Here is a 26629-nt window from a genome sequence, read left to right on the forward strand (position 1 = left end):
GAACGTCGCGAAGTTGCGATCGGTAGGACCGCCCACGCAGATTGCACGCTTACCTGAACGCCGGATCGGAAATCCGTCGGTCTTCCGCAAAAGCGTCGCTTCTTGTTGAGACCACAATCGAAAGGGAAACCTGTATGAGCCGAGCACCTACCCAAAGCGTTGCAGAGATCAAGGCGCGCAACAAGCAGCTAATCGATGAGGTGTTGACGGTCTACCCCGAGAAGACCGCCAAAAGGCGCGCTAAGCATCTCAGTGTTCACGAGGCGGGGAAGTCGGATTGTGGCGTCAAGTCGAATATCAAGTCCATTCCCGGCGTGATGACCATCCGCGGCTGCGCCTATGCGGGCTCCAAGGGCGTGGTCTGGGGACCCATCAAGGACATGATCCACATCAGCCACGGTCCGGTCGGCTGCGGTCAGTACTCGTGGGGCTCGCGGCGCAACTACTACGTCGGGACGACCGGCATCGACACGTTCGTGACACTGCAGTTCACCTCCGATTTTCAGGAGAAGGACATCGTGTTCGGCGGCGATAAAAAGGTCACGAAACTCATCGATGAGCTCCAGGAGCTATTTCCTCTCAACAGGGGCATCACCATTCAGTCCGAATGTCCGATTGGCTTGATCGGTGACGATATCGAGGCGGTCTCCCGAGAAAAGTCGAAGGAATATGGCGGCAAAACCATCGTGCCTGTGCGGTGCGAGGGCTTTCGTGGCGTGTCGCAATCGCTCGGCCACCACATCGCGAACGACGCCGTTCGGGATTGGATCTTTGACAAGAGCGCCCCAGAGACCAGCCCTAAATTTGAACCTACGCCATATGATGTTGCGATCATCGGCGACTACAACATCGGCGGCGACGCATGGTCGTCACGAATCCTGCTGGAAGAAATGGGCCTACGCGTCATCGCCCAGTGGTCCGGGGATGGATCTCTCGCTGAATTGGAGGCGACGCCGAAGGCAAAGCTCAACATACTGCATTGCTATCGCTCGATGAATTACATCTCACGGCACATGGAGGAAAAATTCGGGATTCCCTGGTGCGAGTATAACTTCTTCGGTCCTTCCAAAATCGCGGAGTCGCTGCGAAAAATTGCAAGCTACTTCGATGACAAGATCAAGCAAGGCGCCGAACGCGTCATCGCGAAATATCAACCGCTTGTCGATGCTGTGACCGCGAAATACCGGCCGCGGCTTGAAGGCAAGACGGTAATGCTGTTCGTCGGCGGTTTACGTCCTCGCCACGTCATCGGCGCCTATGAGGACCTCGGCATGGATGTTGTCGGCACGGGCTATGAGTTCGGGCATAACGATGACTACCAACGCACCGCCCAGCACTACGTCAAAGATGGCACGCTGATCTACGACGATGTCACCGGCTACGAATTCGAGCGCTTCGTCGAAAAGATCCGGCCTGACCTGGTCGGCTCCGGTATCAAGGAAAAATACGTCTTCCAAAAAATGGGCGTGCCGTTCCGCCAAATGCATTCCTGGGACTACTCGGGTCCTTACCACGGCTATGACGGCTTCGCGATCTTCGCCCGCGACATGGACATGGCGATTAACTCCCCGGTCTGGGGGAAGACCACCGCGCCTTGGAAGGACGCTCCGCAGCCGCGCCTCATGGCAGCGGAATAGGAAGGCCGACCCCGGGCCGTTTCTTTCCGCAGAGGAGGGGAAGGGCAGGAGAACGAACGCAAGAACCCAAAGAGTGCCATGATGACACAGAACGCCGAACACATACTCGACCACTCTGAGCTTTTCCGGGGAGACGAATACCAGCAGATGCTGGCCAAGAAGAAGGCGCTATTTGAGAATCCGCATGATCCCGCCGACGTCGATCGCATCAAAGAATGGTCCAAGACATCCGAGTACCGCGAGAAGAACTTCGCCCGCGAGGCGCTAACCGTTAATCCGGCGAAGGCTTGCCAGCCGCTGGGTGCGGTGTTCGCCGCCCTCGGGTTCGAGCGCACACTGCCGTTCGTCCACGGCTCACAGGGCTGCGTCGCGTATTATCGCAGCCATCTGTCACGGCACTTCAAGGAGCCGACCTCGTGCGTCTCCTCGTCCATGACGGAAGACGCGGCCGTGTTCGGCGGGCTTAACAATCTTACCGACGGGCTTGCCAACAGCTATAACATGTACAAGCCGAAGATGATCGCGGTCGCCACGACCTGCATGGCGGAAGTCATCGGCGACGACCTCAATGCCTTCATCAAAACATCAAAGGAAAAAGGTTCAGTCCCAGCGGACTACGACGTACCATTCGCTCACACTCCTGCGTTCGTCGGCAGCCACGTTACTGGCTACGACAACACGCTCAAGGGCATCCTCGAGCATTTCTGGGATGGCAAAGCCGGCACGGCCCCAAAACTCGAGCGCGAAGCGAACAACACGATCAACTTCATCGGTGGCTTCGACGGCTACACTGTCGGAAATGTCCGTGAGATAAAGCGTATCTTCGAGCTGATGGGCATCGGCTACACCATCCTCGCGGATAACAGTGACGTGTTCGATACCCCCACGGACGGCGAGTTCCGCATGTATGATGGGGGCACTACATTAAAGGATGCCGCGAACGCAGTCCACGCCAAGGCAACCATTTCCATGCAGCAATATTGCACGGAGAAGACGTTGTCCTTCATCAAGGCGCACGATCAGGAGGTCGTCGCTTTCAATCACCCGCTGGGCGTCAGCGCCACGGACGATTTCCTGATGACGCTGTCGCGTGTCACCAACAAGGCAATTCCAAATGCACTGGAGCAGGAGCGTGGGCGTCTGGTAGACGCAATGGCTGACTCCAGCGCGCATGTTCACGGCAAGAAGTTCGCGATCTATGGCGATCCAGACCTCTGCTATGGCCTGGCCGCATTCCTGCTGGAGCTCGGCGCTGAGCCGATCCACGTGCTGTCGACGAACGCGAGTAAGGCGTGGGAGCTGAAGATGCAGGCGCTGTTCGCGGGCTCGCCCTTCGGTAAAAACTGCCGCGCCTTCCCAGGCAAGGATCTCTGGCACATGCGATCGCTCCTGTTCACAGAGCCGGTCGATTTCCTGATCGGTAACACCTACGGCAAGTATCTCGAGCGTGACACCGGAACGCCGCTAATCCGCATCGGCTTTCCCATCTTCGATCGCCATCATCACCATCGTTATCCAGTGTGGGGCTATCAGGGGAGCATGAATGTGCTGGTCAAGATTCTCGACAAGATCTTCGATGAGATCGATCGAAAGACCAGCTCGGTTGGCAAGACAGACTACAGCTTCGACATCATACGCTAAGGCGAGCTCCCCGCCTCATCGTCCGCAGAAACAGCGGCGCTGCGGCGGGGATCACGGGTTCTCCGCCGGCCATCCTTGTGGTCTGCGGTGTGTTGACATCCCCGAGAGAGACACCATGACTTCGCTTCCCACGACCATACAGGACGTCTTTAACGAACCGGGCTGCGCCAGGAACGCGAGCAAGTCGAAGGTCGAGCGTAAGAATGGTTGCACCAAGCAGCTCAAGCCGGGCGGCGCCGCCGGCGGATGTGCCTTCGATGGCGCCAAAGTCGCGCTGCAGCCCTTCACCGATGTCGCCCATCTTGTGCATGGTCCAATCGCCTGTGAGGGCAATTCCTGGGACAATCGTGGTTCGGTCTCGTCCGGCTCCGATCTGTGGCGCAGAAGCTTCACCACAGACATGAGCGAGACCGATATCGTCTTCGGCGGCGAGAAGCGGCTGTACAGGGCAGTCAAGGAGATCACAGAGAAATACGACCCGCAGGCCATCTTCGTCTACCAGACATGCGTGCCCGCAATGATCGGTGACGACATCGATATGGTCTGCAAGGCGGCCTCCGCCAAATTCGGCAAGCCGGTCATTCCCATCAATTCACCGGGATTTGTCGGGTCGAAGAACCTTGGTAACAAGCTTGCTGGCGAAGCACTGCTGGAGCACGTCATCGGTACCGGAGAGCCGGATTACACGACATCGTATGATATCAACATCATCGGTGAATACAATCTGTCCGGCGAGCTTTGGCAGATCAAGCCCCTGCTCGATGAGCTCGGAATCCGGATCCTGTCGTGCATCTCGGGGGACGGCAAGTATCGTGAGGTCGCTTATTCGCACCGAGCCAAAGCCGCGATGATGGTTTGCTCAAGGGCAATGATCAACGTCGCACGCAAGATGAGGCAGCGCTACGGCATCCCGTTTTTTGAAGGCTCCTTCTACGGTATTGAGGATACCAGCGATTCACTCCGCCAGATCGCGCGCATGCTGATCGAGAGTGGTGCGCCGGCTGAGCTGATGGAACGCACGCAAGCCCTGATCGCACGCGAAGAGACCAAGGCCTGGGCTGCGATTGAACGTTTCAAGCCGCGCTTTGCCGGCAAGAGGGTTGTTCTCATCACCGGCGGGGTGAAATCCTGGTCGATGGTGGCCGCTTTGCAGGAGGCCGGGCTCGAGATCGTCGGCACGTCCGTGAAGAAATCGACCATGAAGGACAAGGAACGTATCAAGGAATTAATGGGCCAGGACGCCCATATGATCGAGGACATGTCGCCTCGCGAGATCTACAAGATGCTCAAGGACGCAAAAGCCGATATCATGCTCTCGGGCGGCAAGTCGCAATTCGTCGCACTGAAGGCGGCGATGCCTTGGCTCGATATCAACCAGGAGCGCTGCCACGCCTATATGGGCTATGTCGGGATTCTCAAGCTCATGGAGGAGATCGAGAAGGCCCTCTACAATCCGATATGGGATCAGCTCCGCCAAGCCGCGCCATGGGATGATTTCGACCGGAAGCTTCAGGCAAAGACGGCTGCGCAGATGTATGCGCAAGCCGCGGATCCAGTTCGGGACCCGAGCAGGAACGGCGTCAGGACGATAACTTTCTCCAATCAAGCTGAGGCCAGCGAGGGTGAGCGCGCGATTGCGCCGCATGGCCCGAAGCTCGGCGAGCCCAACAAGCCCTGCACCAGTTCCATCGGGCGTTGCATTGCTTGTAAGGACATTCCTTCCGATCTCCAGCCGGCGGCACTGCAGGCGGCGGAGTAGGGGACATGGCGATCGTCACTACCTCGAAGAAAGCCTGTTCGGTCAATCCGCTCAAGATGAGCCAACCGATCGGCGGCTCATTTGCTTTCATGGGGTTGCGCGGCGCGATGCCGCTTTTACACGGCCCTCAAGGTTGCGCCTCCTTTGGGCTGACGCTGTTCGTGCGCCATTTCAATGAAGCCGTGCCGATGCAGACGACTGCCATGAGCGAGGTCGCAACCGTGCTCGGCGGCCACGAGAATCTCGAGCAGGCGATCCTCAACATCTACAATCGCGCCGAGCCCGAAATCATTGGCATCAATTCAACTGGGGTCACCGAAACCAACGGCGATGACGTCGAAGCCTTCATCCGGTTGATCCGACAGAAGCACCCGCAGCTCGAAAAGCTCCCCCTTGTCTACGTCTCGACTCCGGATTTCAAGGATGCCTTTCAGGATGGCTGGGGGAAGACGGTGGCGCGGATGATCGAGGTGCTTGTGGCACCGTTCGACGCAGCCAGACCGCGCGATGCGTCCCGCGTTAACGTGCTACCTGGTTGCCACCTCACGCCCGGCGACCTCGACGAGCTTCGCACGATCTTTGAGGATTTCGGTCTCAAGCCCTCCTTCCTGCCGGACCTTGCAGGTTCGCTGGACGGCCACATCCCCGACGAATTCACGCCGACTACGATCGGGGGGATTGGAGTGGACGAAATTGTGACCATGGGGCAGGTGGCCTGGACGATCGCGATCGGCGCGCAAATGCGCGGTGCGGCCGAGACCATGCAGGTGCGGACAGGCGTGCCGTTCCGTCTATTCGAGCGGCTCTGTGGCCTTATCCCAAGCGACGAATTTATGGCGTTCTTGAGCCAGATCACCGGCCGGTCAGTACCCTCGAAGTATCGCCGGCAGCGTGGACAGCTGGCAGACGCCATGCTGGATGCTCATTTCCATATCGGCGGCCGCAAGCTCGCGATCGGCGCCGAGCCGGACTTGTTATTTGATCTCTCCAGCTCGCTCGACGAGATGGGGGCGCAGGTCACTGCTGCGGTGACGACGACGAACTCACCGGTGCTGCAGCGGGTCAGGACCGAGGACGTCCTAATCGGCGATCTGGAGGATCTTGAAGAGCTTGCCAGGTCGCGTGACTGCGACCTCTTGATGTCCCATTCACATGGTCGCCAGGCGGCTTCGCGACTCAATGTTCCATTCTTCCGGGTAGGCTTTCCCATGTTCGATCGCCTTGGGGCTGCGCACTTCACAATCGTCGGTTATCGCGGCACGCGCGACCTGATCTTTGATATCGCCAATCTCATCATTACCGACCGAGAGATTAACCATCGGCCGACGCCGGACAGCTGGCGATTCACCAACTCTGGCCTGCAGGTCGATTCGCCTGGGTTGCATTGAGCAGGGAGAGAAAACAACGCGGATGAAAGTTGCATTTGCCACTCAGGACTTGAAGCATGTCGATGCGCACTTCGGCTGGGCCAAGAACATCGCGATCTACGAGGTCGGCCCGGAGGGGCATCGGCTTATTGAGGCGATCCAGTTCGGTGGTGACCTCACGGAAGACGGCAATGAGGATAAGCTAGCGCCCAAGATCGAGGCGATCAGGGACTGCGCAATCCTCTATGTTACGGCGATCGGCGGCTCGGGTGCTGCACGAGTCGTCGCGAGCAAGATCCATCCGATGAAGGTGCTGCAATCAGAGCCCATCGACGAACTTTGCGTCAAACTCGAAACCGTGCTGAAGGGCTCGCCGCCGCCCTGGCTGCGGAAGCTGCTTGCCAAAGACCCGGAACGTACAGTGGATTTCGAAACCTGAAGGAACGAGGATGGGAGATACGTCCGAAGTCACTCCAGCCGCCGCGGCGGCGGAGCGGCCATTTCTGAAAGAGCTCGTCAAGATCTGGCGCGCCCAGGACTCCCACGGTGCCTGGGAGGGCAAGAAGGATCTCGATTTGCTCGAACCCTACGTCCTCGACAAGCACAAGCGCCGTGCGCTGCCTATTGTCGGCAATCCCGACCCCAAGACGACATGGCGGCTGGAGCTGTTCTTTAACGCGGTTGCGCTCTCGATCGAGAAGGCGACCGGAGTGATGATCTCGCCAATGCTGAAGATGCACAACGAAGGGTTCGGTCGGATCGTGTTGATCGGCGGTCGGCTCGTTGTCGTGAGCAAGCAGCTGCGCGACGTGCATCGCTTTGGTTTCGACCATTTCTCTGATCTCGCTGATCAAGGCGACAAATTCGTCAACAGTGGCGTTGAGATGATCCGTAAGTTCCCGGAAGTGGCGAATTATTGAGGCAAGCATGAACGATGTTGAAGCGCTGAAAGCGGAAATAAAGAAGCTGTCGGCGAAGGCGACCCAAGCCAAGATGGACCTCCACGACCTCTCCGAGGAGCTGCCGGTCAACTGGTGCTCGATCCTGAGTGTGGCGCAGAAGGCCCACGCGGCCTTCAGCGAGCTAGAAAGCAAGCGCCAAAATCTCCAAGCGCTAGACAAAGCATAGCGGATCTCAAGCCATGTCATTTAGGACCCGCGACGGCCGCAGTTGGGAACCGGATTACCTGGTTTCTATCGATCTCAAGAAGTGCATCGGCTGCGGCCGCTGCTATAAGGTTTGCGGCCGCGAGGTCATGACGCTGAAGGGGCTAAGCGAGGGTGGCCAAATCATCGATCTCGATGAGGAGGACGATGAGCTCGAAAAAAAGGTCATGGTGTTGAATGACGAAGGCGCTTGCATCGGCTGCAGCGCCTGCGCGCGGGTGTGTCCAACAAACTGTCAGACGCACGCGCCACGGGCTTGAAGCGACTTTCGCCGCTATGAATAGGGCTGCCTTGTCAGAGACGAAGGCAAGTCGGGAGATCCGGTATCGAGCCGACGACATCTACGGTGCGATGTTCAATAACGAAGCCCAGTCGGAGATTCATTTGCTATTCGCCAACGTGCGACATCCAACCTGCGCTGTTGGAGCCAACCCAGCTTTCCTGAGCTGACCGTGCCCGAACATGGACTGTTGGCTGTCCTTGGGAGGGATCGGTCAAATGACACGACCGCGCCGTCTCGTGCTCGCGGACTCCAGTAACCACGGCGCAAGGAGTTGATGGGCTAGATGACTTTGGTTGCGACATTCTGCATAGTTTCACGTCGTTCTCACTGTATTGAGTACGCGCGGTCAACTCTGCTCCACCATCCCCCGAGCCAGGTTGGAGCAGCCAGTACGCGGCCACCCTATTTGAGATTGTCCGGAACCGCACGTCCAAGGCAACCCGCATAACACGGGAGCGCTGGGTCGAACTGATCGATGCAACGCTTACGTGCCAAATAATGGACAGGTCACCGCCCATCAGTGCGGCAGAAATGCTCGTGAGTAGCCTGTCTACCACCATATAAGAAGAGCAGTTGAGGCCGCCGAAGGCCGGCCCAGTATTGAGGATAGTTCCGAAACATCCCTGCCGAACGTAAAGCGTTCCGCACGCGGAAGGTGCGTGTTGTCGTTCACTTATGCAGCGTCGAGGTTCGATCTTGCAGTCTTCTACCGGTTGCGCCGCCGCCGACGTGGATCCCATGCTTTATTGGGCTAGCATAATGAACAGAACTTGTTGTTCTTAAAAAGTAGGAGGTGGCCGGTTCAGAAAATGCTGAAGGGGAGTTAAGAATGTCCGATCTCGAATGCTTCAAGCCATCGATCCGTGACTCCTCAACATCAATTCTTGCGAAGCATACCGCACAAGTAGCGGTCATGTTCACGACGACCGAACGCGACCAAGACCACCACGGCCTTTGGGGCCCGGGGGCGCATGCGCGCCTACTCGTCCACTGAACGCACCAGCCTACCGAAGCCACGCTGCCACTGGTCCTGCACCTTTTTGTTGTCTGCACAGCATGATCCGGAAGAGTGGAATGCGGGTTTCCAAGCAGATCATGCTCAAACCGAAATGGAGGAAAATGTGAGTAACGACCCGTGCTCGCGATTGTCGGCGGTCACAGGCGCGGGGGGCGCCGAATTCACGCCTCCACGGACAAACGCGGCTTTCGCCCCGGCGGGCTGAAGCGCTGGCCAGCTCCCGCTCGGCCGGCAAGACGATGTCGTTCTGGAGTAAGGGCGTCCTGATCGAGGAGCTGACGACATCGCCCTGTTCTCGGATGGCAACGGCATCTCCAGAACGGACGCGCCGATCGCGGTCAGGGCAGGCGCTGTCGTGATCGACAACTCCTCCGCTTTCCGAATGGATCCGAACCTGCCACTGGTGATCCTCGAGATCAATGCGGCCCGCGTCCGCGACCGCAAGGGCATCATCGCCAACCCGAAGTGCGCCGCGATCACCGCGCTGGTGCTGCTTTGGCCAATCCACCAGAAGAACCGCACCAAGCGCGTGATAAGCGCAACTTACCGGGCCGCCAGCGGGGCCGGCGCCGCTGCGATGGAAGAGGTTCCTGAAATTCACGCGTGTCAATCTCAATAGCCAACTTTCAAGATCTTCGAGGACGGGATAATCGTGACTGGTGTGACCTGCATCCGCGTACCCGTGCTGCGCGCCCATCAACTTCGAATGCGAGAAGCCGATCACCCAGCAGCATGTGCGCCCGATCATGGCGCAAGCGCCCGGCGTGAAGGTCGTCCGACCGCACCAAAACGAGATCCGATACCAATCGCCGCCGCTGGCCAGGGTGATGCTCTGGTCGGCCGCATCCACAAGGACCTCAGCGATCCCTCAGGGCATCCGATCTCGATATTCGTTGCGGCGGATCAACTGCTCAAAGGCGCGGCGCTGAACGCCATGCAGATCGCAGGGCTGTTGCTGGGCCTGTCATCAGGCGCACGCCGAGACGATAGGCCTAGGCCTGGGTGGCCGAAGCCGAGGCTGACGGGAAATCCACCCGCCTGCTCGACCTCGCGGGTGCTGCTGATTACCGCGAGGGGTACTCGGGCACTCCTACACAGTTGGCAGCACCTCCACCCCTTTGGCGACCACTCCGTCCTCCACACTCCCAGCGGCGGATTCTGTCGGGCGATTTCGCACGTACGCTACCGCGCTTCCGGGTCGGCGCGAGTTCTGCATCCACGTGTGGTCGCTGCAGTCGCGGATGCCGCCGGCTTCCGCAGCACAGACATCGCGCAGCCCCGGAATGTCCGGATCACCGGCGGCCCCTCCGTGAACATCAGCATAGTGATCGCTCCTCGCGCGACATCTCAGCGCCGCTCAGGCCGACAAAGGCCTGGAGCGCAACGCCAAAGCCAATCCACACACCGTCGATCGGCCTTTGAAGTGTGACCGCGACCATGAACCGGTCAAACTGAGAATGTCCTGATTACGATAGACCCGCTCAGTCGGACCGTCGCGGTGAGCCGGCCTCAGCGTGATGACGACAGTGCTCTTGGCCAACACACGACCAGCAGAGTGGGCATGTCATCTTCCCGAAAAGCTGGGCCGGAAGTGCATCGTCAAGGTTTGAAAGAGCCCGCCGCAGGCGACGCGTTTGCAGTGAATCACTTTGCGGCGGACTGTCGAGCTGGCGAGAAAGGGGTCTGAGGCGATGCCTCAGACTGGGCGATTTTCGCTTCTGTTCTTCACCGGCTCCATTGTGGCTAGGCCGTCCTCGTATGAGATCTCCGTGTATGATCCATCGATTTCCTTGGCGGCATCGAGCAAGTAGTCGAGCCTCGCGGCGGTACCGAGCTTCTTGAGGTCGTTCTTGTCGATGCCGGCGAGGTCCATCATCTCCTTCCATACGGTTGATTCATTGCAAGGCAGAATGCGGAAGGTGATGTCGCCTATCTTAGTGCGGTACTTCGCGAGCAGATCAATGTTGTTGCAGAAGATGAAATAGCTGCCGTTGGGGCTCAGCCTGCCATCCAGCACCTTCGCGGCCTCGGGTAGATAAGCGAAAGAATGCAGATATCCGGCAAGGACTGGGATGGCTGGTTCGCCTTCTTGTGCGATTGCAAGAACTTGTTCGATGGAATAATCCGGTGGTCGTTTTTCGTCGGCGAACTGGGCTTGGAACTTCAGCGCGATGTCGCCTCGAAATCCAAATCGCCCCGACTTCGTTGTTTCACTCTTAAGGACCGCATTCAGCAATCGCCCCTCCTTGTCCAGCGGGCCAAGAGCGGTGTTGTCGATCGAGGTCATGGAAGCCTCCTCATCAATTTGTGGTGTGCACGGGTCGCCCAATGCGACGTGCCCCTACCTTCCTGCAAGTTGTTTGCCGTCCGCGATGTCTGCAGCGACGTAGAGCGTAAACGGCGGCTTGGCGCGATTTGCGTGGATACCTGCTGCCACCATCACGAGGCCTCGCACGCATGACATCCTGCTGCCGGAAAACCGCCTGTCGCGAACCCGACAGGTCGCAAATCGAGTGGTGGGCCTCTGCAACAGAAGCTGGTTTCACCTGCATCTCGACTGGCATGGGATTTGCCATTTGTGCTTTGCGAGAGAACTGAGAACGAGCCAGAGATGATCAACCTAACGGATAGCGCTATCAACGCACTGAAGGCCGCACTCTCCTCGACTGCGCAGCCGGCAAGCGGTTTACGGATCATGATCGAAGGCGGCGGCTGCCAGGGATTCACATATAAAATGGGTCTTGCTCATGAGCCAAGCTCCGATGAGACCGTGTTCGAGCAAGGCGGGATTAAAGTCTTTGTCGACAACGCGAGCCGGGCGCATCTCAACGGCACCACGATCGATTTCGTGGTGTCGCTCGAAGGATCAGGATTCCGCTTCGATAACCCAAATGCCAAATCGAGCTGTTCATGCGGCAAATCGTTCAGCTGAGTCGCCTTGGTACGCTTGGCAATGGAATGAGCATCGAACATGGGCCTGAAGGCTGAATGGACGAAGCAGTCTTCGACTATCGAGCCTTTCGATCGCGAGCGGATTGTCCGCGCCGTGCTCGATGAGAGTCGGGGACATTGTGAGCTCGTCGCAATAGACGGCAACAAGATCATGGTCGGGCTCGCTGGCGCTTGCATGGTATGCAAGCTTCCGGGCACGACGCTCGCGGCCATTCAGGCGGGCCTGAGCGAGCGGCTCGGACAGTGTGTCCGCCTGATCCCGCTGCCCGGAGCTGCCAAAGTGAGGGCTTAAATGCAGAGCGAACTCTCCGTGCAGCCGATTTACCTAGACAATAACGCCACGACCCCTGCACATCCCTTGGTGGTCGCCGCAATGCTTCCATTCTTCTCTGGGCAATTCGGCAATGCGTCGTCCGGGCATGCATTCGGCATTGAGGTTGCACCCGCATTGACGCAGGCGCGCCGAAATGTGCAGGCTCTCATTGGCGCGGCATTCGATCACGAGATCGTTTTCACCTCCGGCGCGACGGAATCTGACAACACTGCAATCCTGTCCGCGCTCGCCGTGCAGGAAGGACGCGACGAGATCGTCACAACCGCCGTTGAGCATTCGGCCGTGCTGTCTCTTGCCGAGGAGCTAGGCCGACGAGGAATCAAGATCCATGTCATTCCGGTCGATGCAAGCGGTCGATTGGACATCGAGAGTTATGGCAATGCCTTGTCGGAGCGTACGTCAGTCGCCTCGATCATGTGGGCCAATAATGAGACCGGTACGATTTTTCCGGTGAAGTCCCTCGCCAAGATGGCGCGCTCAGTCGGCGCGCTCTTTCACACCGATGCAGTCCAGGCCGTCGGGCGGATTCCCATTGACCTGAAGACGACGGACATCGATATGCTGTCGCTCTCCGGCCACAAGCTCCATGGTCCGAAGGGCGTCGGCGCGCTGTATGTGCGCAAGGACATTAAGTTCCGGCCGCTGATCTTCGGCGGCGTGCAAGAGCGGCGTCGCCGCGCTGGCACCGAAAACGTCCCAGGCATTGTTGGCCTCGGCAAGGCGGCGGAACTCGCGGCGGCACACCTCATACAAGATCAGATCCAGATTTGCGCCCTTCGCGACCGGCTGGAGCGCGGCATTCTCGCGCTCGGCGGTTGCATCGTGCTTGGTGATATCAAAAACCGCCTGCCAAATACCTCTAACATTGCCTTCGAGCGTCTCGAAGCGGAGGCCATCGTCCACCACCTGAATCGTGACGGAATTGCCACCTCACTCGGTTCAGCCTGCGCGTGCGGCTCGATGGAGCCGTCCCATGTCCTGCGCGCGATGAGAGTAGCGCCGGCGTTTTTGCGCGGTGCGGTTCGCTTCTCGCTCTCGCGAGAGACGGCGCTGGATGAGATCGATCGTGTGCTGCAAGTCCTGGCGCACATTACTTCCGAACAGAGAGCCCTGTTGCGTACGTGTCAGGAGCGTGCGGGCGAGAGTTCGCAACCTGCAGAGCCCCTATGAAGGTCATGATTCGTCGTTCGCCTGAGACAGGCCTTTCGATTTATGTACCCAAGAAAGATCTTGAGGAGCCGATCGTCGGCTGGGAGCACGAGACGCTGTGGGGTGGTTGGATTAAAATCGCAAACGGCTGGGTGCTCGACCTACCGGCGATGGCGAGCGACACCACCCTACCAATCACCATAAACGCCAAGAAGCGCGGCGGCGAAGCAACCGAAAAATGAAACTCCGTGTCTATGGACGTCGTCAAACTGGGATGTCCAGGGAAGTCTTGGCGGGCGCGGTGAGCGCGTACCGGTCAACGCGACAGCCCATGCAGCCTTGTCCGGAACCAAGATCGTGCTGCCGCGCGCTGTCAAAGGCAGTATCTTGGCCGGGGCGCAGCATCGAGGCATCCGGCCAGCGGATGGCATTGGTGGGGAGGCCTTCGCGACCTCCCCTTTTCGGCGGCCGCCAGGCCGCTCGTTGCATTCCGCGCGTCTTAACAGCGTCAGGCCAATGGCTGGACTCCATAAGGTTCAGCTTTGAATGGTTGAGTCGCGCGCCGGCCCAGATCGCAGGCTCAGAAGTATCAACGTTCGTGATGATCCCTGACCCTGGCGAGCGGGCGTTTCTCTTCACCTGTTTGACAATGCCCTTCCGGAGCATCACGCAGGGGTCCGCGTGATCTTCCATGGCATAGGTCAGTCACAGGACTGCTTTCTCTGCTCTAGGCTCGCCTTATCAACCTGTCCTTCAAAGCGCCCCGGACGTCTTTTGCGGATTGTGCTTTGCCTAGGCGTCACGTTCTGACGGAAGATCAACTTTCAAACGACGCCACCCGCCTGCCGTTTGCCGAAGCCATAGCTGAAGCTGCCTGCCGGGCCTCAAAACAATGGTGTCAGCGCTGTTGTGATCGCAACCCTTGTCAGCTTTCCAACATGAATTGATAAAGCTAACAATCGACCAGGGCTTAGCTAAGTACTTGAAAGCGAAATTTTAAATTCATCCTGCAGGAATGGCACGCCAGTTGCTCTTGGCTTTCCAGAAAGACTCTGGGGATGCTTGCCGAAAGGGTTCGGCTTGCGAAGAGAATTGGAACAATGAGTACTTCAGTGCAACACCAGGTATCCTGCGGCGGCGAGATCAGCGAGACCATGCAAGTCATGGCGACGCACAAGGGCTGCGGTACGATCGGTGGCAGCGGTAAGGCAAGCTGCGGATCTCAGGCTGGCATCGCCAATCTGCCAATTGAGATCTGGGAAAAGGTGAAGAACCATCCGTGTTACAGCGAGGAGGCGCACCACCATTATGCCCGCATGCATGTCGCCGTCGCACCCGCCTGCAATATCCAATGCAATTACTGCAATCGTAAGTACGATTGCGCCAACGAATCCCGTCCTGGCATTGTCAGCGAAAAGTTGACGCCGGTGCAGGCCGCCAAGAAGGTGCTGGCGGTCGCTTCCGCGATCCCTCAGATGAGCGTGGTCGGCGTTGCCGGTCCTGGCGATCCGCTCGCGAACCCGGACAAGACATTCAGGACATTCGAGCTCGTCAATAGGCTCGCGCCAGATCTCAAGCTGTGCCTCTCGACGAACGGCCTTGCGCTACCCGATCATGTCGACACAATCGCGAGACTCAAGGTCGACCACGTGACGATCACGATCAACATGATCGATCCCGAAATTGGTGCAAAGATCCATCCGTGGATCTTTTACGGCCACAAGCGCTGCACCGGCATTGAAGCCGCAAGAATACTCAGCAATCGACAGCTCCAAGGGCTGGAGATGCTCACCGCGCGCGGCGTCCTGTGCAAGGTCAACTCGGTGATGATCCCCGGGATTAACGATCAGCATCTGGTCGAGGTTAACAAGGCCGTGAAGTCGCGCGGCGCCTTCCTGCATAACGTGATGCCGCTGATATCGTCGCCGGAGCATGGGACCGTCTTCGGCCTCAGGGGGCAACGCGGCCCGACTGCACAGGAAGTGACAGCATTGCAGGATAGCTGCGAAAGCGAGATGAACATGATGCGTCACTGTCGCCAGTGCCGGGCCGACGCCGTCGGACTGCTCGGGGAGGACCGTGGCGCGGAGTTCCCAATGGAAAAAATCATGGTGATGGACATCAAATACGACGAGCAGGCCCGGAAGGAGTATCAGGCTAAGGTTGAGAAGGCGCGCACCGCGAAGCTTGCGGCCAAGCAGGACGCGCTTGCGCGGCTCGCCAGCGCGTCCAGCGAAATCAAGGTGTTGGTGGCGGTTGCAACCAAGGGCTCGGGATTGATCAACCAGCACTTCGGCCATGCAAAGGAGTTCCAGATTTACGAGCTCTCGACTTCAGGCGCAAAATACGTTGGTCATCGAGCAATCCATTCCTATTGCCAAGGTGGTCATGGCGAGGACAGCAAGCTCGAAATGGCCATCGGCGCCATCAAGGATTGCCACGCCATATTCGTGTCAAAGATCGGCGGCTGCCCGAAGGCCGAATTGATCAAGGCCGGCATAGAGCCGGTCGATCGGTACGCCTGCGAGTTCATCGATGGCTCGGTCACCGCCTGGTTCAAACTCTATCTCGATAAAGTCAATGAGGGGAAGATCCATCACGTTGAAAGGGTCGATGCAGCGGCCCGCTCCAACGCGCTGACTTCCGCCGCCTGAGGATGGGTTCAAGTAATGCCGTTCAAGATCATCGCGTCGCAATGCACGGGCTGTTCGGCGTGCGAAACGCAATGCCCGAACCTCGCTATTTCCGAGCGAGCCGGCGTTTTCCTGATTGATCCTGAGAAATGCACCGAGTGCGCCGGCTACTTTGACGAGCCACAATGCGTGGCGGTTTGCCCGGTTGACAATACATGCGTGCTCGACGCGGCGCTGCCGCGTCACCAGGAGCCTGCTTGAGGGCCACGATGATGTCATGACGACACTAGCGGTTCAGAAACTCGGGCGGTTGATGCTCCGCATTGACGGGCGGCGGCCGCGGCTGTGCGAGACGTTGTATCGAACTGTGGAACGGGGACGACAGCATGAGCAACATCGCCCGCGATAGTGAGATCGTCGAGCTGACGGACGCCCCCTTGTTTGACTATGGCGACAAGGTGCGGGCCAACCGCACCATCCGCAACGACGGCACTTATGTGGGCAAGGAGATTGGTGAGGTTCTGGTCAAGAAAGGTGAGCTTGGCTATGTCGTCTCGATCGGCACGTTCCTACAACAATTTTATATCTATGGGGTCGAATTCCTCGGCTCCGGCTATCGCGTCGGCATGAAAGGCAAGGAGCTCGATCTAGTCAGGCGAAGCCGCGAAGGCGAGGAGCCTTCCTTGCCAGGAGCGGCATCCCGATGATCGAACCAAGACTGCCAAGATACCAGTCAGGCCAACGTGTCAAGGCGGCGATAGATCTGCTCAATGACGGTTCCTTTCCGGACGCGTCGCCGGAAGAGTGTCTAGTCAGCGTCGGGCACGTTGGTGAGATCGTCCAAATCGGTCGCCATACGGACGCGAACCTATTCATTTATATGGTCGACTTCGGCAAGCAGTTGGTGGTTGGCTGCATCGAGGCAGAAATTTCTGCAGTCTAGGAGGTTGCGCAATGAACGCGGCAATCATCAGAAGACATCATTCCGGCTTGCCTGCGCATCCCAACGAGCTCGACCGATGGCGAATCGTGCGCGCACTCACGAAGCGCGAGCGCTACCGATATGTCTCGCCAGAGGTGACTGCGGTTCCTGGCGGCTATCTGGTCGAGAGCCCGTGTTGCTCAGGCAATATCAATGCGGAGGGCGGCCTGGTCGAGATCGCGCTGCTGCGCCACGACAGGACTGGGGCGGCATGGCAGCTGTTCCGCAAAGATCACGGTAAGGGCGTCTGGGAGTGGCATTCGACCCATCAACGGCTTGGCTTGGCGACAACGGTTCTGAATGCCGATCCTGAACGTTTATTCTGGCGATGAGGATTTGTGGATGGTGTGCCAAGGTGAATTGATCATGATTGAGCAGACGCTCGCCGCTATTGACACAGGCTCTGAGCCCTGCCTGACGCTCCGGCAGAAATTTCCACATCTTGCCTGGATTTGTTGCGACGCCTCCGACATGACGCACACTCCGTTCCGCCGGTTTGGCCAGTTCGACCTGCATTTACTCGACCGCGGAGATCAATGTGCGCAGATCACGAATGATCCGCGGCGCGCCAGCGGCATTGTGCTGGCCAAGCGCTCTGCCATGTCATGATCAAGCAATCGCTGCCGGTGCCAGGCTCACAGGGCGCTAGGCCCGCGGGTTTTTTGCCATGCCGTCATGCCCGGCCTGGCGAAATATCACGATCAGGTCGCTCGCTCGTTCATCGGGTCCATGACACGGGGCAGGCGATAGTCTCGCATCTTGTTCGCTGAGGATGGAATTTCCTGGCTATCTCTACGTGGCCCCTTCGATCAAGAACACTGCGGCGGTCAAATGAGGAAGAGCAAGCCGTGCTCGGTCAGCTGACGAAGAAAACCTCATCCGTCGCAGGATGTCCGCAGAACCGAGCAGGTATGAGAGGACGTTTATTCTTCGCGCGGTAACGCCGTACACTCGTGAAGGCCGGTTCATCATGCGCGGGAGCACAACGATCGTCCTGGCCGTTCCAGCGAGCGCTTTCGAGTTGTTGTTTGAAGGACCGAATCGAGCATCCCTGTCTCGATAGCTTGCTTCCATGTTGAACCGCCTGGCGCGCGTCGGGAATCGGGTTGGTCACGCGGATAAAGATACGGAAGGACAGAGAACAAATTCGCGTGTAGTTCATGTTCTTATCTGGAAGATAAAAGCCCGCTTGAATAGTTGCCGATGGTCATTGATATGGTAATGGGAAGCGGTTGCGTCGTTTTTCACAAACAAGGCGCTGCAGATAGATGTGCAAAGCGAAATCGGAGAACATGACGTGGCGAAAAGCACCAAGCGCAAAGAATATAGTAAGGACGAGGTCAAGCTGCTCAAGGCGCACTCAAGGGCCCGCACCCCTGTAGCTAGGGTTTCAAAGCTTATGAAGCGATCCGAAGGCTCCCTAAGGCAGAAAGCGTCCACCTTGGGGATTGGCTTGGGTCACCAGCGCTGAGATGGGATCAAGCTTCGGAAATCGACCGGTGTGATGATCGAGACCGTCAGGCGGCGTGCGATTACTGGCCAGTTGGTCGTCTCAGGCTCGGCGCCGACGGTTAGGTCGCGCGGCGAACGAGCTGACCGGCTTCTCCGTCGGTCCGGTTACTTGACCTAAACCCGACCGATTGTCGTGTTCAATCAGCGACTCAAGCGAATCGCTCGTCGCAACGTGCTGCTTAGGCGCTGAATATAGATTTGCCGGGCCCGGAAAATACGTTGTGCGAGCGCGTCGATGGACGGCAGGCACACGTCGTTCGCGGCTAAGCCATCTGCCGCTGCGTCCATCCTTCTCAAGGCGCGGCGACTGAAACCTAGAATGCCCCAAGCGGGAGAGATTGGTACCCTGTTTCCGACCCCGTGGGCGCTGGATCGCCCCCTTGAAGTTGCATGCCGGTAAGCCGCAGACAAAAGAGAACCGCGGTCCGGCCTACGACGAAGTAAAAGGAACTCCGGCGGGAGATGTGCGTCCGGCAGGCGCAGAAGCGTACAAGCGTTTGTATGTTCATGGGCAGCCGCGCTGGCATCCGCTTGTGTTCGGGATGATGTGAGGTGAGCGAAGCGGCCGTGAACGCTGTTCATCGTCGTGATCGAGACCATGGATATCGCCGCCGCGACTGCCGCGCGAATATCGTGGCGGCGGCGTCAGAGTTCACGACCGGTAAAGAGACCTGAATTGCGGGTCGCACGCGCTAGCAGTGTTTGCGGCAGCATCGTCTCACCTGACATCATCGAAGAACGATTGCGTCTGACGTCCCGCGGCCGGAACGCTCGTCCAACTGCACGATCGATATGTTGCCTCAGGCAATTTTAAGCGTGTCGCCGCCGATTTCGCGGTTGCAAGGGCAGAGCTCATCAGTCTGTATCGCATCCAGAACGCGTAACGTGTCGGTGGGGCTGCGGCCGACATTGAGGCTAGTCGCATAGACATGCTGGATCGTGTTCTCAGGATCGACGATGAAGGTATAGCGATGTGCGATGCCATCACGCGAGCGCACTCCAAGGCCATCGACCAGTGCGCCCTTGGTGTCGGCAAACTGCCAGATGGATAGACGGTGCAGGTCCTTATGGTCACGCCGCCAGGCGAGCTTGCAAAACTCGTTATCGGTCGACCCACCAAGCACGATTGCGTCGCGACCGGCGAAATCCTTCGTCAGGCGGGCAAACTCGGCGATTTCGGTCGGGCAGACGAATGTGAAATCCTTCGGGTAAAAGAAGATGACTTTCCATTTGCCGGGGAAACTTCTCTCAGTCAGCGTCTCGAAAGCGCTTTGCCCATCCTCCTCCTGCAGGTGAAAGCCGGGCTTCACGCCTATGATGTCGAACGGCGGCAACTTACTTCCAATTCCAAGCATATTGTCCTCACAACATCGGGTCACACGGAACATCGTTCCACGACTGAGCAAGCAATATGCCACCCGATCTGGCGGCAAGTGCCCGCCATGCCCGTCGTGGAACATTCGCCTTTGATGGTGGCGATGTCCTCGAGCCCGATCTGCAACATGTCGTCTCCTCAATTGTCTCGGGCGTAAGGCGCGGGATTTCCCGTTTGTGCTCCTTGGCCGGCGCTCGCAGTGGAATCCGAGCGCCGAGGCTTTGTCGGGTTTCTGTCAGAGCCCTTGCGGCTGTCCGGTCCGCCACAGCACGCCGGCGTCCGAGGCCACGCTGTTAGTCGAGGGTGATCAGAGGCTTAATGCAGGTGCGAAGGAAATGGCACGCCAGTTGCTAACTGGATGGAGCAACAACGAGCGAGGGCTGAGGGCACGCCGACGCTGATGGCGAGCGATGGCCTCCTTCCCGAAACTCGTGTGCCCATGGTTTCTACGAGAGTAACAGGCTCGCGCATTCGGCGCGAAAAATTAGCAATCGGTTGATGGAGAGCAACATGTCTTCGCTGAGACAAATCGCGTTTTATGGCAAGGGTGGCATCGGCAAATCGACGACGTCGCAAAATACGCTGGCGGCCCTTGCTGAGCTGGGCCAAAGGATTCTGATCGTCGGCTGCGATCCCAAAGCGGACTCGACTCGCCTCATCCTGCACGCCAAAGCGCAAGACACCATTCTGAGCCTGGCGGCGAATGCCGGCAGCGTCGAGGACCTCGAAATCGAGGACGTCATCAAGCTCGGCTACAGGGACATTCGATGCGTCGAGTCCGGTGGTCCGGAGCCGGGGGTCGGCTGCGCCGGACGGGGCGTGATAACGTCCATCAACTTTCTGGAAGAGAATGGCGCTTATGAGGACATCGACTACGTCTCTTACGACGTGCTCGGCGACGTCGTCTGCGGCGGCTTCGCGATGCCTATCCGTGAGAATAAGGCACAGGAAATCTACATCGTGATGTCCGGCGAGATGATGGCGATGTATGCCGCCAACAACATCTCCAAGGGTATTCTGAAGTATGCGAATTCCGGCGGCGTGCGTCTCGGCGGGCTGATCTGCAACGAGCGGCAGACCGACAAGGAGCTGGAGCTTGCCGATGCTCTTGCCAAGAAGCTCGGTAGCCGGCTGATCTACTTCGTGCCGCGCGACAATGTCGTGCAGCACGCGGAGCTGCGCCGAATGACGGTGCTGGAATACGCGCCGGACTCGAAGCAGGCGGATCACTATCGCAATCTCGCGACCAAGATCCACAATAATGCCGGACAAGGCGCTATCCCGACGCCAATCAGCATGGACGAGCTCGAAGATATGCTCATGGAGCACGGCATCATCAAGCCCGTCGACGAGAGCCAGGTCGGCAAGACCGCTGCCGAGCTCGCCGCTATTTCGGCATAGTTCATGTTGTCGGCCTTCTCGATCCGGGAAGGCCGACATCGTCCACTCAGAAGCTGTGCGAAAGTTATGATCGGCACACAAGGAAAAACAGCCGACACGATCTCATCTCGCGTATCGGTAGCTCACGCCGCCGAGCAGCGCGACGCGAGTGAGCTCTACCAGCTTCTGACCGGGCGCCATCCGGCAGAAGTCGACATCAGCGACAATGATGACTTCGATCACCATGTGCTCGCTTGCATTCTGGCCACATCAGCCATGGATGGCGGCCAACTTCCCGAGCGGGCTGGCTTGACCAACCAGGAGCTCAATGCGCTGTTGGTGCAATACTTCCCATCCACCCCGGTCAGGAGCTGTACCTGGCGCGATCAGTCCGCCTTACCGGCGCCTGACGAGACAGTTATGGTACGCGACCTCCTGCTTGCGCAACGTTCCACTCATGGCGAGGTTGGCGGCTGGCTCGCGACGATGATCGCGCGGCGCGCCATGGAGCCTAATCACTTGTGGGAAGATCTCGGTCTGCGGAAGCGGGATGAATTGTCCCGTGTCCTCATGCGCCATTTCAGGCCGCTGGCGGCTCGCAATACGAAGAACATGCGCTGGAAGCGCTTCTTCTATCGCATGCTATGCGAAGATGACGGCCTGGTGATGTGTACCACGCCGGTCTGCACGGAATGCAATGATTTTGATCTTTGCTTCGGCGAAGAGAGCGGGGAGAGCCGGATGGCCGGACGTCGGCGGGATCATCTGCGCCGCCTTGATGACACCGTCCAAGCCGTCCCAAGCTTGAAAGGCTGAGTTCATTATTGATACCCCTCTTTGGCGCCATTGCGGGTATATCCTACGAGCTTTCGGCCACCTGTCGCATGGGGTGAAAACAGACCGGGGCAAACGATTGCGCGTACCCGACCCACGGGCCGAGGCGGCGTCTGATGATCGCGGGTTGATATCTGGCGGAGCCGACAACGCGCCGCTGAAGGAAGTTGCCGTCGCACTCAGACAGCTCTGTTGCGTTGATACCGGCGTGCTGCTATCCGAACTGGGAAAAAGTCGCGGTCGTCGTTGCAGCCGCTGCGTCCCGTACCGTCCCGCTCAACAAGGCGATTGTCGACGAGCATGTCTTGACCAATGAATCCGGCATCCACGTCCACGGGCTGTTAAAGGACCTGGCGCAGCTACGAAGGGCTAGACCCGGGGCTGCTCGAGCGCTCCCCCCGGATTATGATCGGCAAGCATTCAGGGTTCGCCGCGATTACCTTGCTGCTATCGTGCAACTTTCTTTCGGCGCCGAGCAAAGCGAAACCATCCCCGCGCCCGTCCGCAAGCATGCCATCGAGCACCAAGGTCTGGTTGCGCAGGAAACGGTGGTGGCGATTTGGCGCGACATTCACGAGAGCTCGCTCGTCAACAGCGAATCAGCCACGCGCGTCGCGCGATCGGTTGAAACATTCCAGCCTGGTCGTTTCTGGGCGCGGATCGAGATGGAGGCTGAGAATGACGACGGATGGGATCCTTGCGCGATTGAACAAGGCCTCGGCGGCAGAGGATTTTTTTGCACTGCTCGGCGTCGAGTACGATGCGAAAATCGTCGATGTGGCGCGGCTTCACATCCTGCGTCGCATGGGCCAATATCTCGCAGGCGAGGAGTTGACTGGTGCATCTGATCCTGAGATCACCGCGCGTTGCAAGACCACGCTTGAGCGCGCCTATGCCGACTTCGTCACGTCCTCCCCGATCGAACAGCGCGTATTCAAGGTGCTGAAGGATGCGACCGCACCACAAGCGAACATGCATCCCGCATTGGTCCAGCTCGATTTGTTGGAGTGAATTGAGCTCATATGTCGTGCTCTGGACCGTGAAGGTCCCGAGAGCCTGACAGCAAGCCATGGCTTCGAATTCAAGCGGAAAGCTGCAGTTGCGGCCTCGCGGATCCGCAGTTCATCACCACGGCTCCTTAGGGGCCAATCACGACTCGCCGCCGATATTTCCATCCTTTCGAGCTGGTACGCAGGTGTGCCTATCTCCTGCAATCATGCGCCGGCAGCGGGACCGCACATGTTGCGCGGAAAACTCAGCAAGGTTCAGATGAGTGTCTTCTGTCGCATTCCGGACACGGGTCAGTACGGTCTCGAATGTTTCGACCTCGTGAGAGGCCGCCAATCCGACTTACTTCTTCAGTAAGATTTGAAATAGCGGCCAATTTTCATCGCCTGCGCAATTGGTACGACAATTGCTGACATATGCTCAGCTAGTTTGGAGCAGCGCATGCACGTCTTGGTTCGCATCGATTTTATTTTTGACGCCGCGCAGGTTCGCGCGCGCTGCCTGCCGGCACCATAATGCGTCGCGGCGCCAAAGCGATGGTCGCATACCTGGCTGAGCTGAAAGGTGCGTTTGATTCGTGCGCCCCCGTTGGCCGATCCCTGGCCGAGGTTTCGCGGGGAGAGCCGTTGCTCAACAGCGCCGGCCGTGCGGCGCTGTTGACCGGGCGCCTTGAGCGCCGCCCCTCCTGTCCTCGCCAGGAGTTGCGGGCCTGTCGCTATGATCGGCAAGAAACAAGCGCACTCGGAGCAATGAGATCGCGCTTCCACCGGCAACGACGCGGCCGACAATCGTACCAGCCGAGCCCCTCGCAGGTCCTTGATCTGTTGCACCTCGGTTGCATCTCTAAGATGAGGAGGACCAATCGATCGGCACGCCTGACCGGCCCGGTCGGTGCCTTAGGAGTGCCGGGAACCAAACCGTCGTCCCAGAATGCCGCATCCGGAACGAACCGGAAGCGCGTGCTTCCGGGCTCGTCGTCAAGGTCCAGCAACGGCTGTATCGGCCCCACGCTGCTGCCAGGCCGTGCTGACGCGATGCCGGCCGGCATCCGGCCCGACGCTTAACTGAAGAAATCTTCAAGGCAAATTCCAACCTGGAGGCGGAGCATGCGCCGCTGGCGAGCCGCTACTGAATGCGAATGGGAGTACAGATGATGAGCACCGCACCGAAAAGTGCAGCTCCGGCCGCGGGTGGTGGTCGCGCGGCGACCAAGAGGGAACTGCCCGAGCGATTTAAGCCGTATAAGCACGTCTGGGTTTTCATCGAGCAGGAACGCGGGGTTGTGCACCCCGTCTCATGGGAGCTGATGGGGGCCGGCCGCCGGCTCGCCGACAAGCTCAATGTTGACCTCGCCGCGGTTGTCATCGGCCCGGTCGGGGAGACAACGCAGCAGGCGGTCGCCGAATCCTTCTGCTACGGCGCCGACCTCGCCTATATCGTCGCGGACAATCTCTTGGCCGATTATCGCAACCAGTCCTATACGAAAGCCCTGTCAGAGCTGGTCAACACTTATAAGCCGGAAATCCTACTCCTAGGGGCAACAACACTCGGCCGCGATCTCGCCGGCTCAGTGGCCACCACATTGCTCACCGGCCTAACTGCGGACTGCACCGAGCTCGATGTCGATGCCGACGGCTCGCTTGCGGCGACCCGGCCGACGTTTGGCGGCTCACTGTTGTGCACGATCTACACACTCAACTATCGTCCACAGATGGCAACCGTCCGTCCGCGCGTGATGCCGATGCCCGAGCGCGTGACAGGCGCCGTCTCGCGCGTCATCTCGCATCCGCTCGGGCTTGTAGAAGAAGATATCGTCACAAAGGTCCTGTCCTTCCTGCCAGACCGCGATTCTGCAAAGTCCAACCTTGCCTATGCCGACGTGGTCGTCGCTGGAGGGCTCGGTCTGGGATCGCCTGAAAATTTCCAACTTGTACACCAGCTCGCGGACTTGCTTGGCGCCGAATATGGCTGCTCGCGGCCGCTGGTCCAGAAGGGCTGGGCCACCTCGGACCGACAAATCGGCCAGACCGGGAAAACCATCCGGCCAAAGCTCTATATCGCGGCCGGCATTTCCGGCGCTATCCAGCATCGCGTCGGCGTGGAGGGCGGCGACCTCATCGTTGCCATCAACACTGACAAGAACGCTCCGATCTTCGACTTTGCCCATATCGGCATCGTCACCGACGCCATTCGACTGTTGCCGGCATTGACCTCTGCATTCCGCGCGCAGCTATCGCCGCACTCGCACGACCGCATCGCTGGCTAGGGGAGCTTGTTATGATTCAGGAAAGATTCGACGCCATCGTCGTCGGTGCTGGCATGGGCGGGAACGCGGCGGCGCTTACAATGGCCGAGCGGGGTCTGAAAGTGCTGCAGCTGGAACGCGGCGAGTATTCCGGGTCGAAGAACGTGCAAGGGGCCATCCTTTATGCCGATATGCTGGAGAAGCTGATCCCGAATTTCCGAGAAGATGCGCCGCTTGAGCGGCATCTAGTCGAGCAACGCTTCTGGATCGTGGACGAGCGTTCGCACACCGGGATTCACTATCGATCCGATGATTTCAACGAGGAGAAGCCGAACCGCTACACCATCATCCGTGCCCAGTTCGATAAATGGTTCTCCCAGAAGGTCCGCGAGGCCGGCGCTACGGTGCTGTGCGAGACCACGGTGACCGAGCTCCTCCAGGATTCCCATGGCAGGGTCGTCGGGGTGCGCACAGACCGCGATGGGGGTGAAATCCATGCAGATGTTGTCGTGCTGGCCGAGGGGGTGAACGGAGTGCTCGGGACGGGTGCGGGCTTAAGAGGGCGGCCGAAACCGGACAAGGTCGCACTCGCGGTTAAGGAGATGCATTTTTTGTCGCGTGAGACAATCGATGCTCGCTTCAATCTCAAAGGCGACGAGGGGCTCGTCATCGAAGCGGCAGGAACCATCTCCCGCGGCATGACCGGTATGGGCTTCATCTATTCCAATAAGGAATGCATCTCGCTCGGTATTGGCTGTCTTGTTGCCGACTTCCAGCGTACCGGCGAGACACCTTACGGCCTGCTCGAGGGTTTCAAGCGTCACCCCTCCGTCGCGCCGCTCATCGAAGGTTCGGAAGTCAAGGAATATTCTGCGCACTTGATACCCGAAGGAGGGTACAGGGCGATCCCGCAGCTTTGCGGGGAGGGCTGGGTGGTCGTCGGAGACGCCGCCCAGCTTAACAACGCGATCCATCGCGAGGGGTCCAATTTGGCGATGACGTCGGGCCGTATCGCGGCGGAAGCGATCTGCCTTATCAGATCGCGAAAAGATCCGATGACGGCCAAAAATCTTTCACTTTACAAGAAAATGCTAACTGATTCTTTCGTGATCAAAGACCTGAAAAAGTACAAGGATATGCCGGCACTCTTGCATACCCACTCGCAGAACTTCTTTCTCACATATCCGCAGCTCTTCTCCAGGGCGATGCAGGATTACGTGCGCGTCGACGGCACACCAAAGCTCGAGAAAGAGAAGCTGATGCTGAGCTCATTCATCAAGGCGCGGTCTTGGAGTGGGCTGTTTAGCGATGCCCTGCGCATTGCCCGGGCCTGGCGGTGATCCAAACCTAAGAC

Annotated in this window: 27 protein-coding genes and 2 pseudogenes; 26 read left to right on the forward strand and 3 right to left on the reverse strand. The window is 58.7% G+C overall.

Annotated elements, in window-relative coordinates; translation table 11 throughout:
- Nucleotides 1-134 precede the first annotated feature (134 nt).
- From nifD to AC0L3C_RS20095, 9 genes and pseudogenes are all read left to right on the forward strand, one after another.
- Nucleotides 135-1637, forward strand: coding sequence for a nitrogenase molybdenum-iron protein alpha chain (nifD, locus tag AC0L3C_RS20055; RefSeq protein WP_473408783.1), 1503 nt, complete (start codon nucleotides 135-137; stop codon nucleotides 1635-1637).
- Between the two features lie 81 nt (nucleotides 1638-1718).
- The gene (gene nifK / locus AC0L3C_RS20060) at nucleotides 1719-3278 is read left to right on the forward strand and encodes a nitrogenase molybdenum-iron protein subunit beta (RefSeq protein WP_473408814.1); all 1560 of its coding nucleotides are present in this window, start codon (nucleotides 1719-1721) and stop codon (nucleotides 3276-3278) included.
- A 115-nt stretch (nucleotides 3279-3393) separates the two neighbouring features.
- Nucleotides 3394-5037: a nitrogenase iron-molybdenum cofactor biosynthesis protein NifE gene (nifE, locus tag AC0L3C_RS20065; protein ID WP_456766240.1), complete on the forward strand. Its 1644-nt coding sequence runs from the start codon at nucleotides 3394-3396 to the stop codon at nucleotides 5035-5037.
- Between the two features lie 5 nt (nucleotides 5038-5042).
- The gene (gene nifN, locus AC0L3C_RS20070; protein ID WP_473408784.1) at nucleotides 5043-6425 is read left to right on the forward strand and encodes a nitrogenase iron-molybdenum cofactor biosynthesis protein NifN; all 1383 of its coding nucleotides are present in this window, start codon (nucleotides 5043-5045) and stop codon (nucleotides 6423-6425) included.
- A 22-nt stretch (nucleotides 6426-6447) separates the two neighbouring features.
- The gene (gene nifX / locus AC0L3C_RS20075) at nucleotides 6448-6843 is read left to right on the forward strand and encodes a nitrogen fixation protein NifX (protein ID WP_473408785.1); all 396 of its coding nucleotides are present in this window, start codon (nucleotides 6448-6450) and stop codon (nucleotides 6841-6843) included.
- 10 nt (nucleotides 6844-6853) lie between these two features.
- Nucleotides 6854-7324 carry a NifX-associated nitrogen fixation protein gene (locus AC0L3C_RS20080; protein ID WP_473255562.1) on the forward strand — a complete coding sequence of 157 codons (471 nt, stop codon included), beginning with the start codon at nucleotides 6854-6856 and terminating at the stop codon, nucleotides 7322-7324.
- Nucleotides 7325-7331: 7 nt separating this feature from the next.
- Complete coding sequence (locus AC0L3C_RS20085) at nucleotides 7332-7532, forward strand: CCE_0567 family metalloprotein (protein ID WP_369726381.1); 201 nt, start codon at nucleotides 7332-7334, stop codon at nucleotides 7530-7532.
- Nucleotides 7533-7545: 13 nt separating this feature from the next.
- Nucleotides 7546-7830, forward strand: coding sequence for a ferredoxin III, nif-specific (fdxB, locus tag AC0L3C_RS20090; protein WP_473255563.1), 285 nt, complete (start codon nucleotides 7546-7548; stop codon nucleotides 7828-7830).
- 1132 nt (nucleotides 7831-8962) lie between these two features.
- Nucleotides 8963-9826, forward strand: a pseudogene (locus AC0L3C_RS20095) (Asd/ArgC dimerization domain-containing protein); the annotation flags it as partial.
- A 741-nt stretch (nucleotides 9827-10567) separates the two neighbouring features.
- On the opposite strand, the gene AC0L3C_RS20100 reads toward AC0L3C_RS20095, so the two are convergent.
- Entirely contained in the window at nucleotides 10568-11158 is a 591-nt protein-coding gene (locus tag AC0L3C_RS20100) for a hypothetical protein (RefSeq protein ID WP_473408786.1), read from the reverse strand.
- 324 nt (nucleotides 11159-11482) lie between these two features.
- Between AC0L3C_RS20100 and AC0L3C_RS20105 the strand changes: the two genes are divergently transcribed.
- The 10 genes from AC0L3C_RS20105 to AC0L3C_RS20150 all read left to right on the forward strand — a co-directional run bounded on the left by AC0L3C_RS20105 (nucleotide 11483) and on the right by AC0L3C_RS20150 (nucleotide 17530).
- Complete coding sequence (locus AC0L3C_RS20105; protein WP_473408787.1) at nucleotides 11483-11803, forward strand: iron-sulfur cluster assembly accessory protein; 321 nt, start codon at nucleotides 11483-11485, stop codon at nucleotides 11801-11803.
- A 39-nt stretch (nucleotides 11804-11842) separates the two neighbouring features.
- Entirely contained in the window at nucleotides 11843-12115 is a 273-nt protein-coding gene (locus AC0L3C_RS20110) for a NifU family protein (protein WP_473408788.1), read from the forward strand.
- On the forward strand, nucleotides 12116-13327 hold the full coding sequence (nifS, locus tag AC0L3C_RS20115; protein ID WP_473408789.1) for a cysteine desulfurase NifS: 1212 nt from the start codon (nucleotides 12116-12118) through the stop codon (nucleotides 13325-13327).
- Nucleotides 13324-13548, forward strand: coding sequence for a putative nitrogen fixation protein NifT (nifT, locus tag AC0L3C_RS20120; protein ID WP_007600030.1), 225 nt, complete (start codon nucleotides 13324-13326; stop codon nucleotides 13546-13548). Before nifS ends, nifT begins: the two co-directional genes overlap by 4 nt.
- Nucleotides 13549-14406: 858 nt before the next feature.
- A complete protein-coding gene (nifB, locus tag AC0L3C_RS20125; protein ID WP_473408790.1) occupies nucleotides 14407-15960 on the forward strand; it encodes a nitrogenase cofactor biosynthesis protein NifB in 1554 nt (517 codons plus the stop codon).
- A gap of 15 nt (nucleotides 15961-15975) precedes the next feature.
- Nucleotides 15976-16200, forward strand: a complete 225-nt coding sequence (locus tag AC0L3C_RS20130; protein WP_007600032.1) for a 4Fe-4S binding protein — start codon at nucleotides 15976-15978, stop codon at nucleotides 16198-16200.
- A 125-nt stretch (nucleotides 16201-16325) separates the two neighbouring features.
- Complete coding sequence (locus AC0L3C_RS20135; protein ID WP_007600033.1) at nucleotides 16326-16646, forward strand: nitrogen fixation protein NifZ; 321 nt, start codon at nucleotides 16326-16328, stop codon at nucleotides 16644-16646.
- On the forward strand, nucleotides 16643-16882 hold the full coding sequence (locus AC0L3C_RS20140) for a nitrogen fixation protein NifZ (RefSeq protein ID WP_456766231.1): 240 nt from the start codon (nucleotides 16643-16645) through the stop codon (nucleotides 16880-16882). The genes AC0L3C_RS20135 and AC0L3C_RS20140 overlap by 4 nt, the downstream gene beginning before the upstream one ends.
- 11 nt (nucleotides 16883-16893) lie before the next feature.
- The gene (locus AC0L3C_RS20145) at nucleotides 16894-17253 is read left to right on the forward strand and encodes a DUF3024 domain-containing protein (protein ID WP_456766230.1); all 360 of its coding nucleotides are present in this window, start codon (nucleotides 16894-16896) and stop codon (nucleotides 17251-17253) included.
- Nucleotides 17254-17263: 10 nt separating this feature from the next.
- Nucleotides 17264-17530 (forward strand): hypothetical protein, encoded by a 267-nt coding sequence (locus AC0L3C_RS20150; protein WP_473408815.1) that lies wholly within the window; start codon nucleotides 17264-17266, stop codon nucleotides 17528-17530.
- A 247-nt stretch (nucleotides 17531-17777) separates the two neighbouring features.
- Here the strand turns inward: AC0L3C_RS20150 and AC0L3C_RS20155 are convergent, their stop codons facing one another.
- Nucleotides 17778-18083 carry a hypothetical protein gene (locus AC0L3C_RS20155; protein WP_473408791.1) on the reverse strand — a complete coding sequence of 102 codons (306 nt, stop codon included), beginning with the start codon at nucleotides 18081-18083 and terminating at the stop codon, nucleotides 17778-17780.
- A gap of 730 nt (nucleotides 18084-18813) precedes the next feature.
- On the opposite strand from AC0L3C_RS20155, the gene AC0L3C_RS20160 reads away from it, so the two are divergent.
- Nucleotides 18814-18984, forward strand: a complete 171-nt coding sequence (locus AC0L3C_RS20160) for a hypothetical protein (protein ID WP_473408792.1) — start codon at nucleotides 18814-18816, stop codon at nucleotides 18982-18984.
- 249 nt (nucleotides 18985-19233) lie between these two features.
- On the opposite strand, the gene AC0L3C_RS20165 is transcribed toward AC0L3C_RS20160, so the two are convergent.
- Nucleotides 19234-19788 carry a peroxiredoxin gene (locus tag AC0L3C_RS20165; protein WP_456766229.1) on the reverse strand — a complete coding sequence of 185 codons (555 nt, stop codon included), beginning with the start codon at nucleotides 19786-19788 and terminating at the stop codon, nucleotides 19234-19236.
- Between the two features lie 530 nt (nucleotides 19789-20318).
- On the opposite strand from AC0L3C_RS20165, the gene nifH reads away from it, so the two are divergent.
- The 6 genes and pseudogenes from nifH (at nucleotide 20319) to AC0L3C_RS20195 (ending at nucleotide 26615) form a co-directional block, all read left to right on the forward strand.
- On the forward strand, nucleotides 20319-21209 hold the full coding sequence (gene nifH, locus AC0L3C_RS20170) for a nitrogenase iron protein (protein ID WP_007600043.1): 891 nt from the start codon (nucleotides 20319-20321) through the stop codon (nucleotides 21207-21209).
- A 66-nt stretch (nucleotides 21210-21275) separates the two neighbouring features.
- Nucleotides 21276-22004, forward strand: a complete 729-nt coding sequence (locus tag AC0L3C_RS20175; protein ID WP_473304855.1) for a nitrogen fixation protein NifQ — start codon at nucleotides 21276-21278, stop codon at nucleotides 22002-22004.
- 160 nt (nucleotides 22005-22164) lie between these two features.
- Nucleotides 22165-22594, forward strand: a pseudogene (locus AC0L3C_RS20180) (homocitrate synthase/isopropylmalate synthase family protein); the annotation flags it as partial.
- Nucleotides 22595-22700: 106 nt separating this feature from the next.
- Entirely contained in the window at nucleotides 22701-23033 is a 333-nt protein-coding gene (gene nifW, locus AC0L3C_RS20185) for a nitrogenase stabilizing/protective protein NifW (protein ID WP_317245383.1), read from the forward strand.
- Between the two features lie 1147 nt (nucleotides 23034-24180).
- Nucleotides 24181-25296 (forward strand): electron transfer flavoprotein subunit alpha/FixB family protein, encoded by a 1116-nt coding sequence (locus AC0L3C_RS20190; RefSeq protein WP_473408793.1) that lies wholly within the window; start codon nucleotides 24181-24183, stop codon nucleotides 25294-25296.
- An 11-nt stretch (nucleotides 25297-25307) separates the two neighbouring features.
- Nucleotides 25308-26615: an FAD-binding protein gene (locus tag AC0L3C_RS20195; protein WP_473408794.1), complete on the forward strand. Its 1308-nt coding sequence runs from the start codon at nucleotides 25308-25310 to the stop codon at nucleotides 26613-26615.
- Nucleotides 26616-26629: the final 14 nt, after the last annotated feature.

Source organism: Bradyrhizobium sp. WSM4872, from assembly GCF_055811715.1.

Excerpts from the sequence above, each read along its gene's own strand:
- nifD (WP_473408783.1), top strand. The coding sequence starts at position 135 with ATGAGCCGAGCACCTACCCAAAGCGTTGCAGAGATCAAGGCGCGCAAC.
- nifK (WP_473408814.1), top strand. The coding sequence starts at position 1,719 with ATGACACAGAACGCCGAACACATACTCGACCACTCTGAGCTTTTCCGG.
- nifE (WP_456766240.1), top strand. The coding sequence starts at position 3,394 with ATGACTTCGCTTCCCACGACCATACAGGACGTCTTTAACGAACCGGGC.
- nifN (WP_473408784.1), top strand. The coding sequence starts at position 5,043 with ATGGCGATCGTCACTACCTCGAAGAAAGCCTGTTCGGTCAATCCGCTC.
- nifX (WP_473408785.1), top strand. The coding sequence starts at position 6,448 with ATGAAAGTTGCATTTGCCACTCAGGACTTGAAGCATGTCGATGCGCAC.
- AC0L3C_RS20080 (WP_473255562.1), top strand. The coding sequence starts at position 6,854 with ATGGGAGATACGTCCGAAGTCACTCCAGCCGCCGCGGCGGCGGAGCGG.
- AC0L3C_RS20085 (WP_369726381.1), top strand. The coding sequence starts at position 7,332 with ATGAACGATGTTGAAGCGCTGAAAGCGGAAATAAAGAAGCTGTCGGCG.
- fdxB (WP_473255563.1), top strand. The coding sequence starts at position 7,546 with ATGTCATTTAGGACCCGCGACGGCCGCAGTTGGGAACCGGATTACCTG.
- AC0L3C_RS20100 (WP_473408786.1), bottom strand. The coding sequence starts at position 11,158 with ATGACCTCGATCGACAACACCGCTCTTGGCCCGCTGGACAAGGAGGGG.
- AC0L3C_RS20105 (WP_473408787.1), top strand. The coding sequence starts at position 11,483 with ATGATCAACCTAACGGATAGCGCTATCAACGCACTGAAGGCCGCACTC.
- AC0L3C_RS20110 (WP_473408788.1), top strand. The coding sequence starts at position 11,843 with ATGGGCCTGAAGGCTGAATGGACGAAGCAGTCTTCGACTATCGAGCCT.
- nifS (WP_473408789.1), top strand. The coding sequence starts at position 12,116 with ATGCAGAGCGAACTCTCCGTGCAGCCGATTTACCTAGACAATAACGCC.
- nifT (WP_007600030.1), top strand. The coding sequence starts at position 13,324 with ATGAAGGTCATGATTCGTCGTTCGCCTGAGACAGGCCTTTCGATTTAT.
- nifB (WP_473408790.1), top strand. The coding sequence starts at position 14,407 with ATGAGTACTTCAGTGCAACACCAGGTATCCTGCGGCGGCGAGATCAGC.
- AC0L3C_RS20130 (WP_007600032.1), top strand. The coding sequence starts at position 15,976 with ATGCCGTTCAAGATCATCGCGTCGCAATGCACGGGCTGTTCGGCGTGC.
- AC0L3C_RS20135 (WP_007600033.1), top strand. The coding sequence starts at position 16,326 with ATGAGCAACATCGCCCGCGATAGTGAGATCGTCGAGCTGACGGACGCC.
- AC0L3C_RS20140 (WP_456766231.1), top strand. The coding sequence starts at position 16,643 with ATGATCGAACCAAGACTGCCAAGATACCAGTCAGGCCAACGTGTCAAG.
- AC0L3C_RS20145 (WP_456766230.1), top strand. The coding sequence starts at position 16,894 with ATGAACGCGGCAATCATCAGAAGACATCATTCCGGCTTGCCTGCGCAT.
- AC0L3C_RS20150 (WP_473408815.1), top strand. The coding sequence starts at position 17,264 with ATGGTGTGCCAAGGTGAATTGATCATGATTGAGCAGACGCTCGCCGCT.
- AC0L3C_RS20155 (WP_473408791.1), bottom strand. The coding sequence starts at position 18,083 with ATGAACTACACGCGAATTTGTTCTCTGTCCTTCCGTATCTTTATCCGC.
- AC0L3C_RS20165 (WP_456766229.1), bottom strand. The coding sequence starts at position 19,788 with ATGCTTGGAATTGGAAGTAAGTTGCCGCCGTTCGACATCATAGGCGTG.
- nifH (WP_007600043.1), top strand. The coding sequence starts at position 20,319 with ATGTCTTCGCTGAGACAAATCGCGTTTTATGGCAAGGGTGGCATCGGC.
- AC0L3C_RS20175 (WP_473304855.1), top strand. The coding sequence starts at position 21,276 with ATGATCGGCACACAAGGAAAAACAGCCGACACGATCTCATCTCGCGTA.
- nifW (WP_317245383.1), top strand. The coding sequence starts at position 22,701 with ATGACGACGGATGGGATCCTTGCGCGATTGAACAAGGCCTCGGCGGCA.
- AC0L3C_RS20190 (WP_473408793.1), top strand. The coding sequence starts at position 24,181 with ATGATGAGCACCGCACCGAAAAGTGCAGCTCCGGCCGCGGGTGGTGGT.
- AC0L3C_RS20195 (WP_473408794.1), top strand. The coding sequence starts at position 25,308 with ATGATTCAGGAAAGATTCGACGCCATCGTCGTCGGTGCTGGCATGGGC.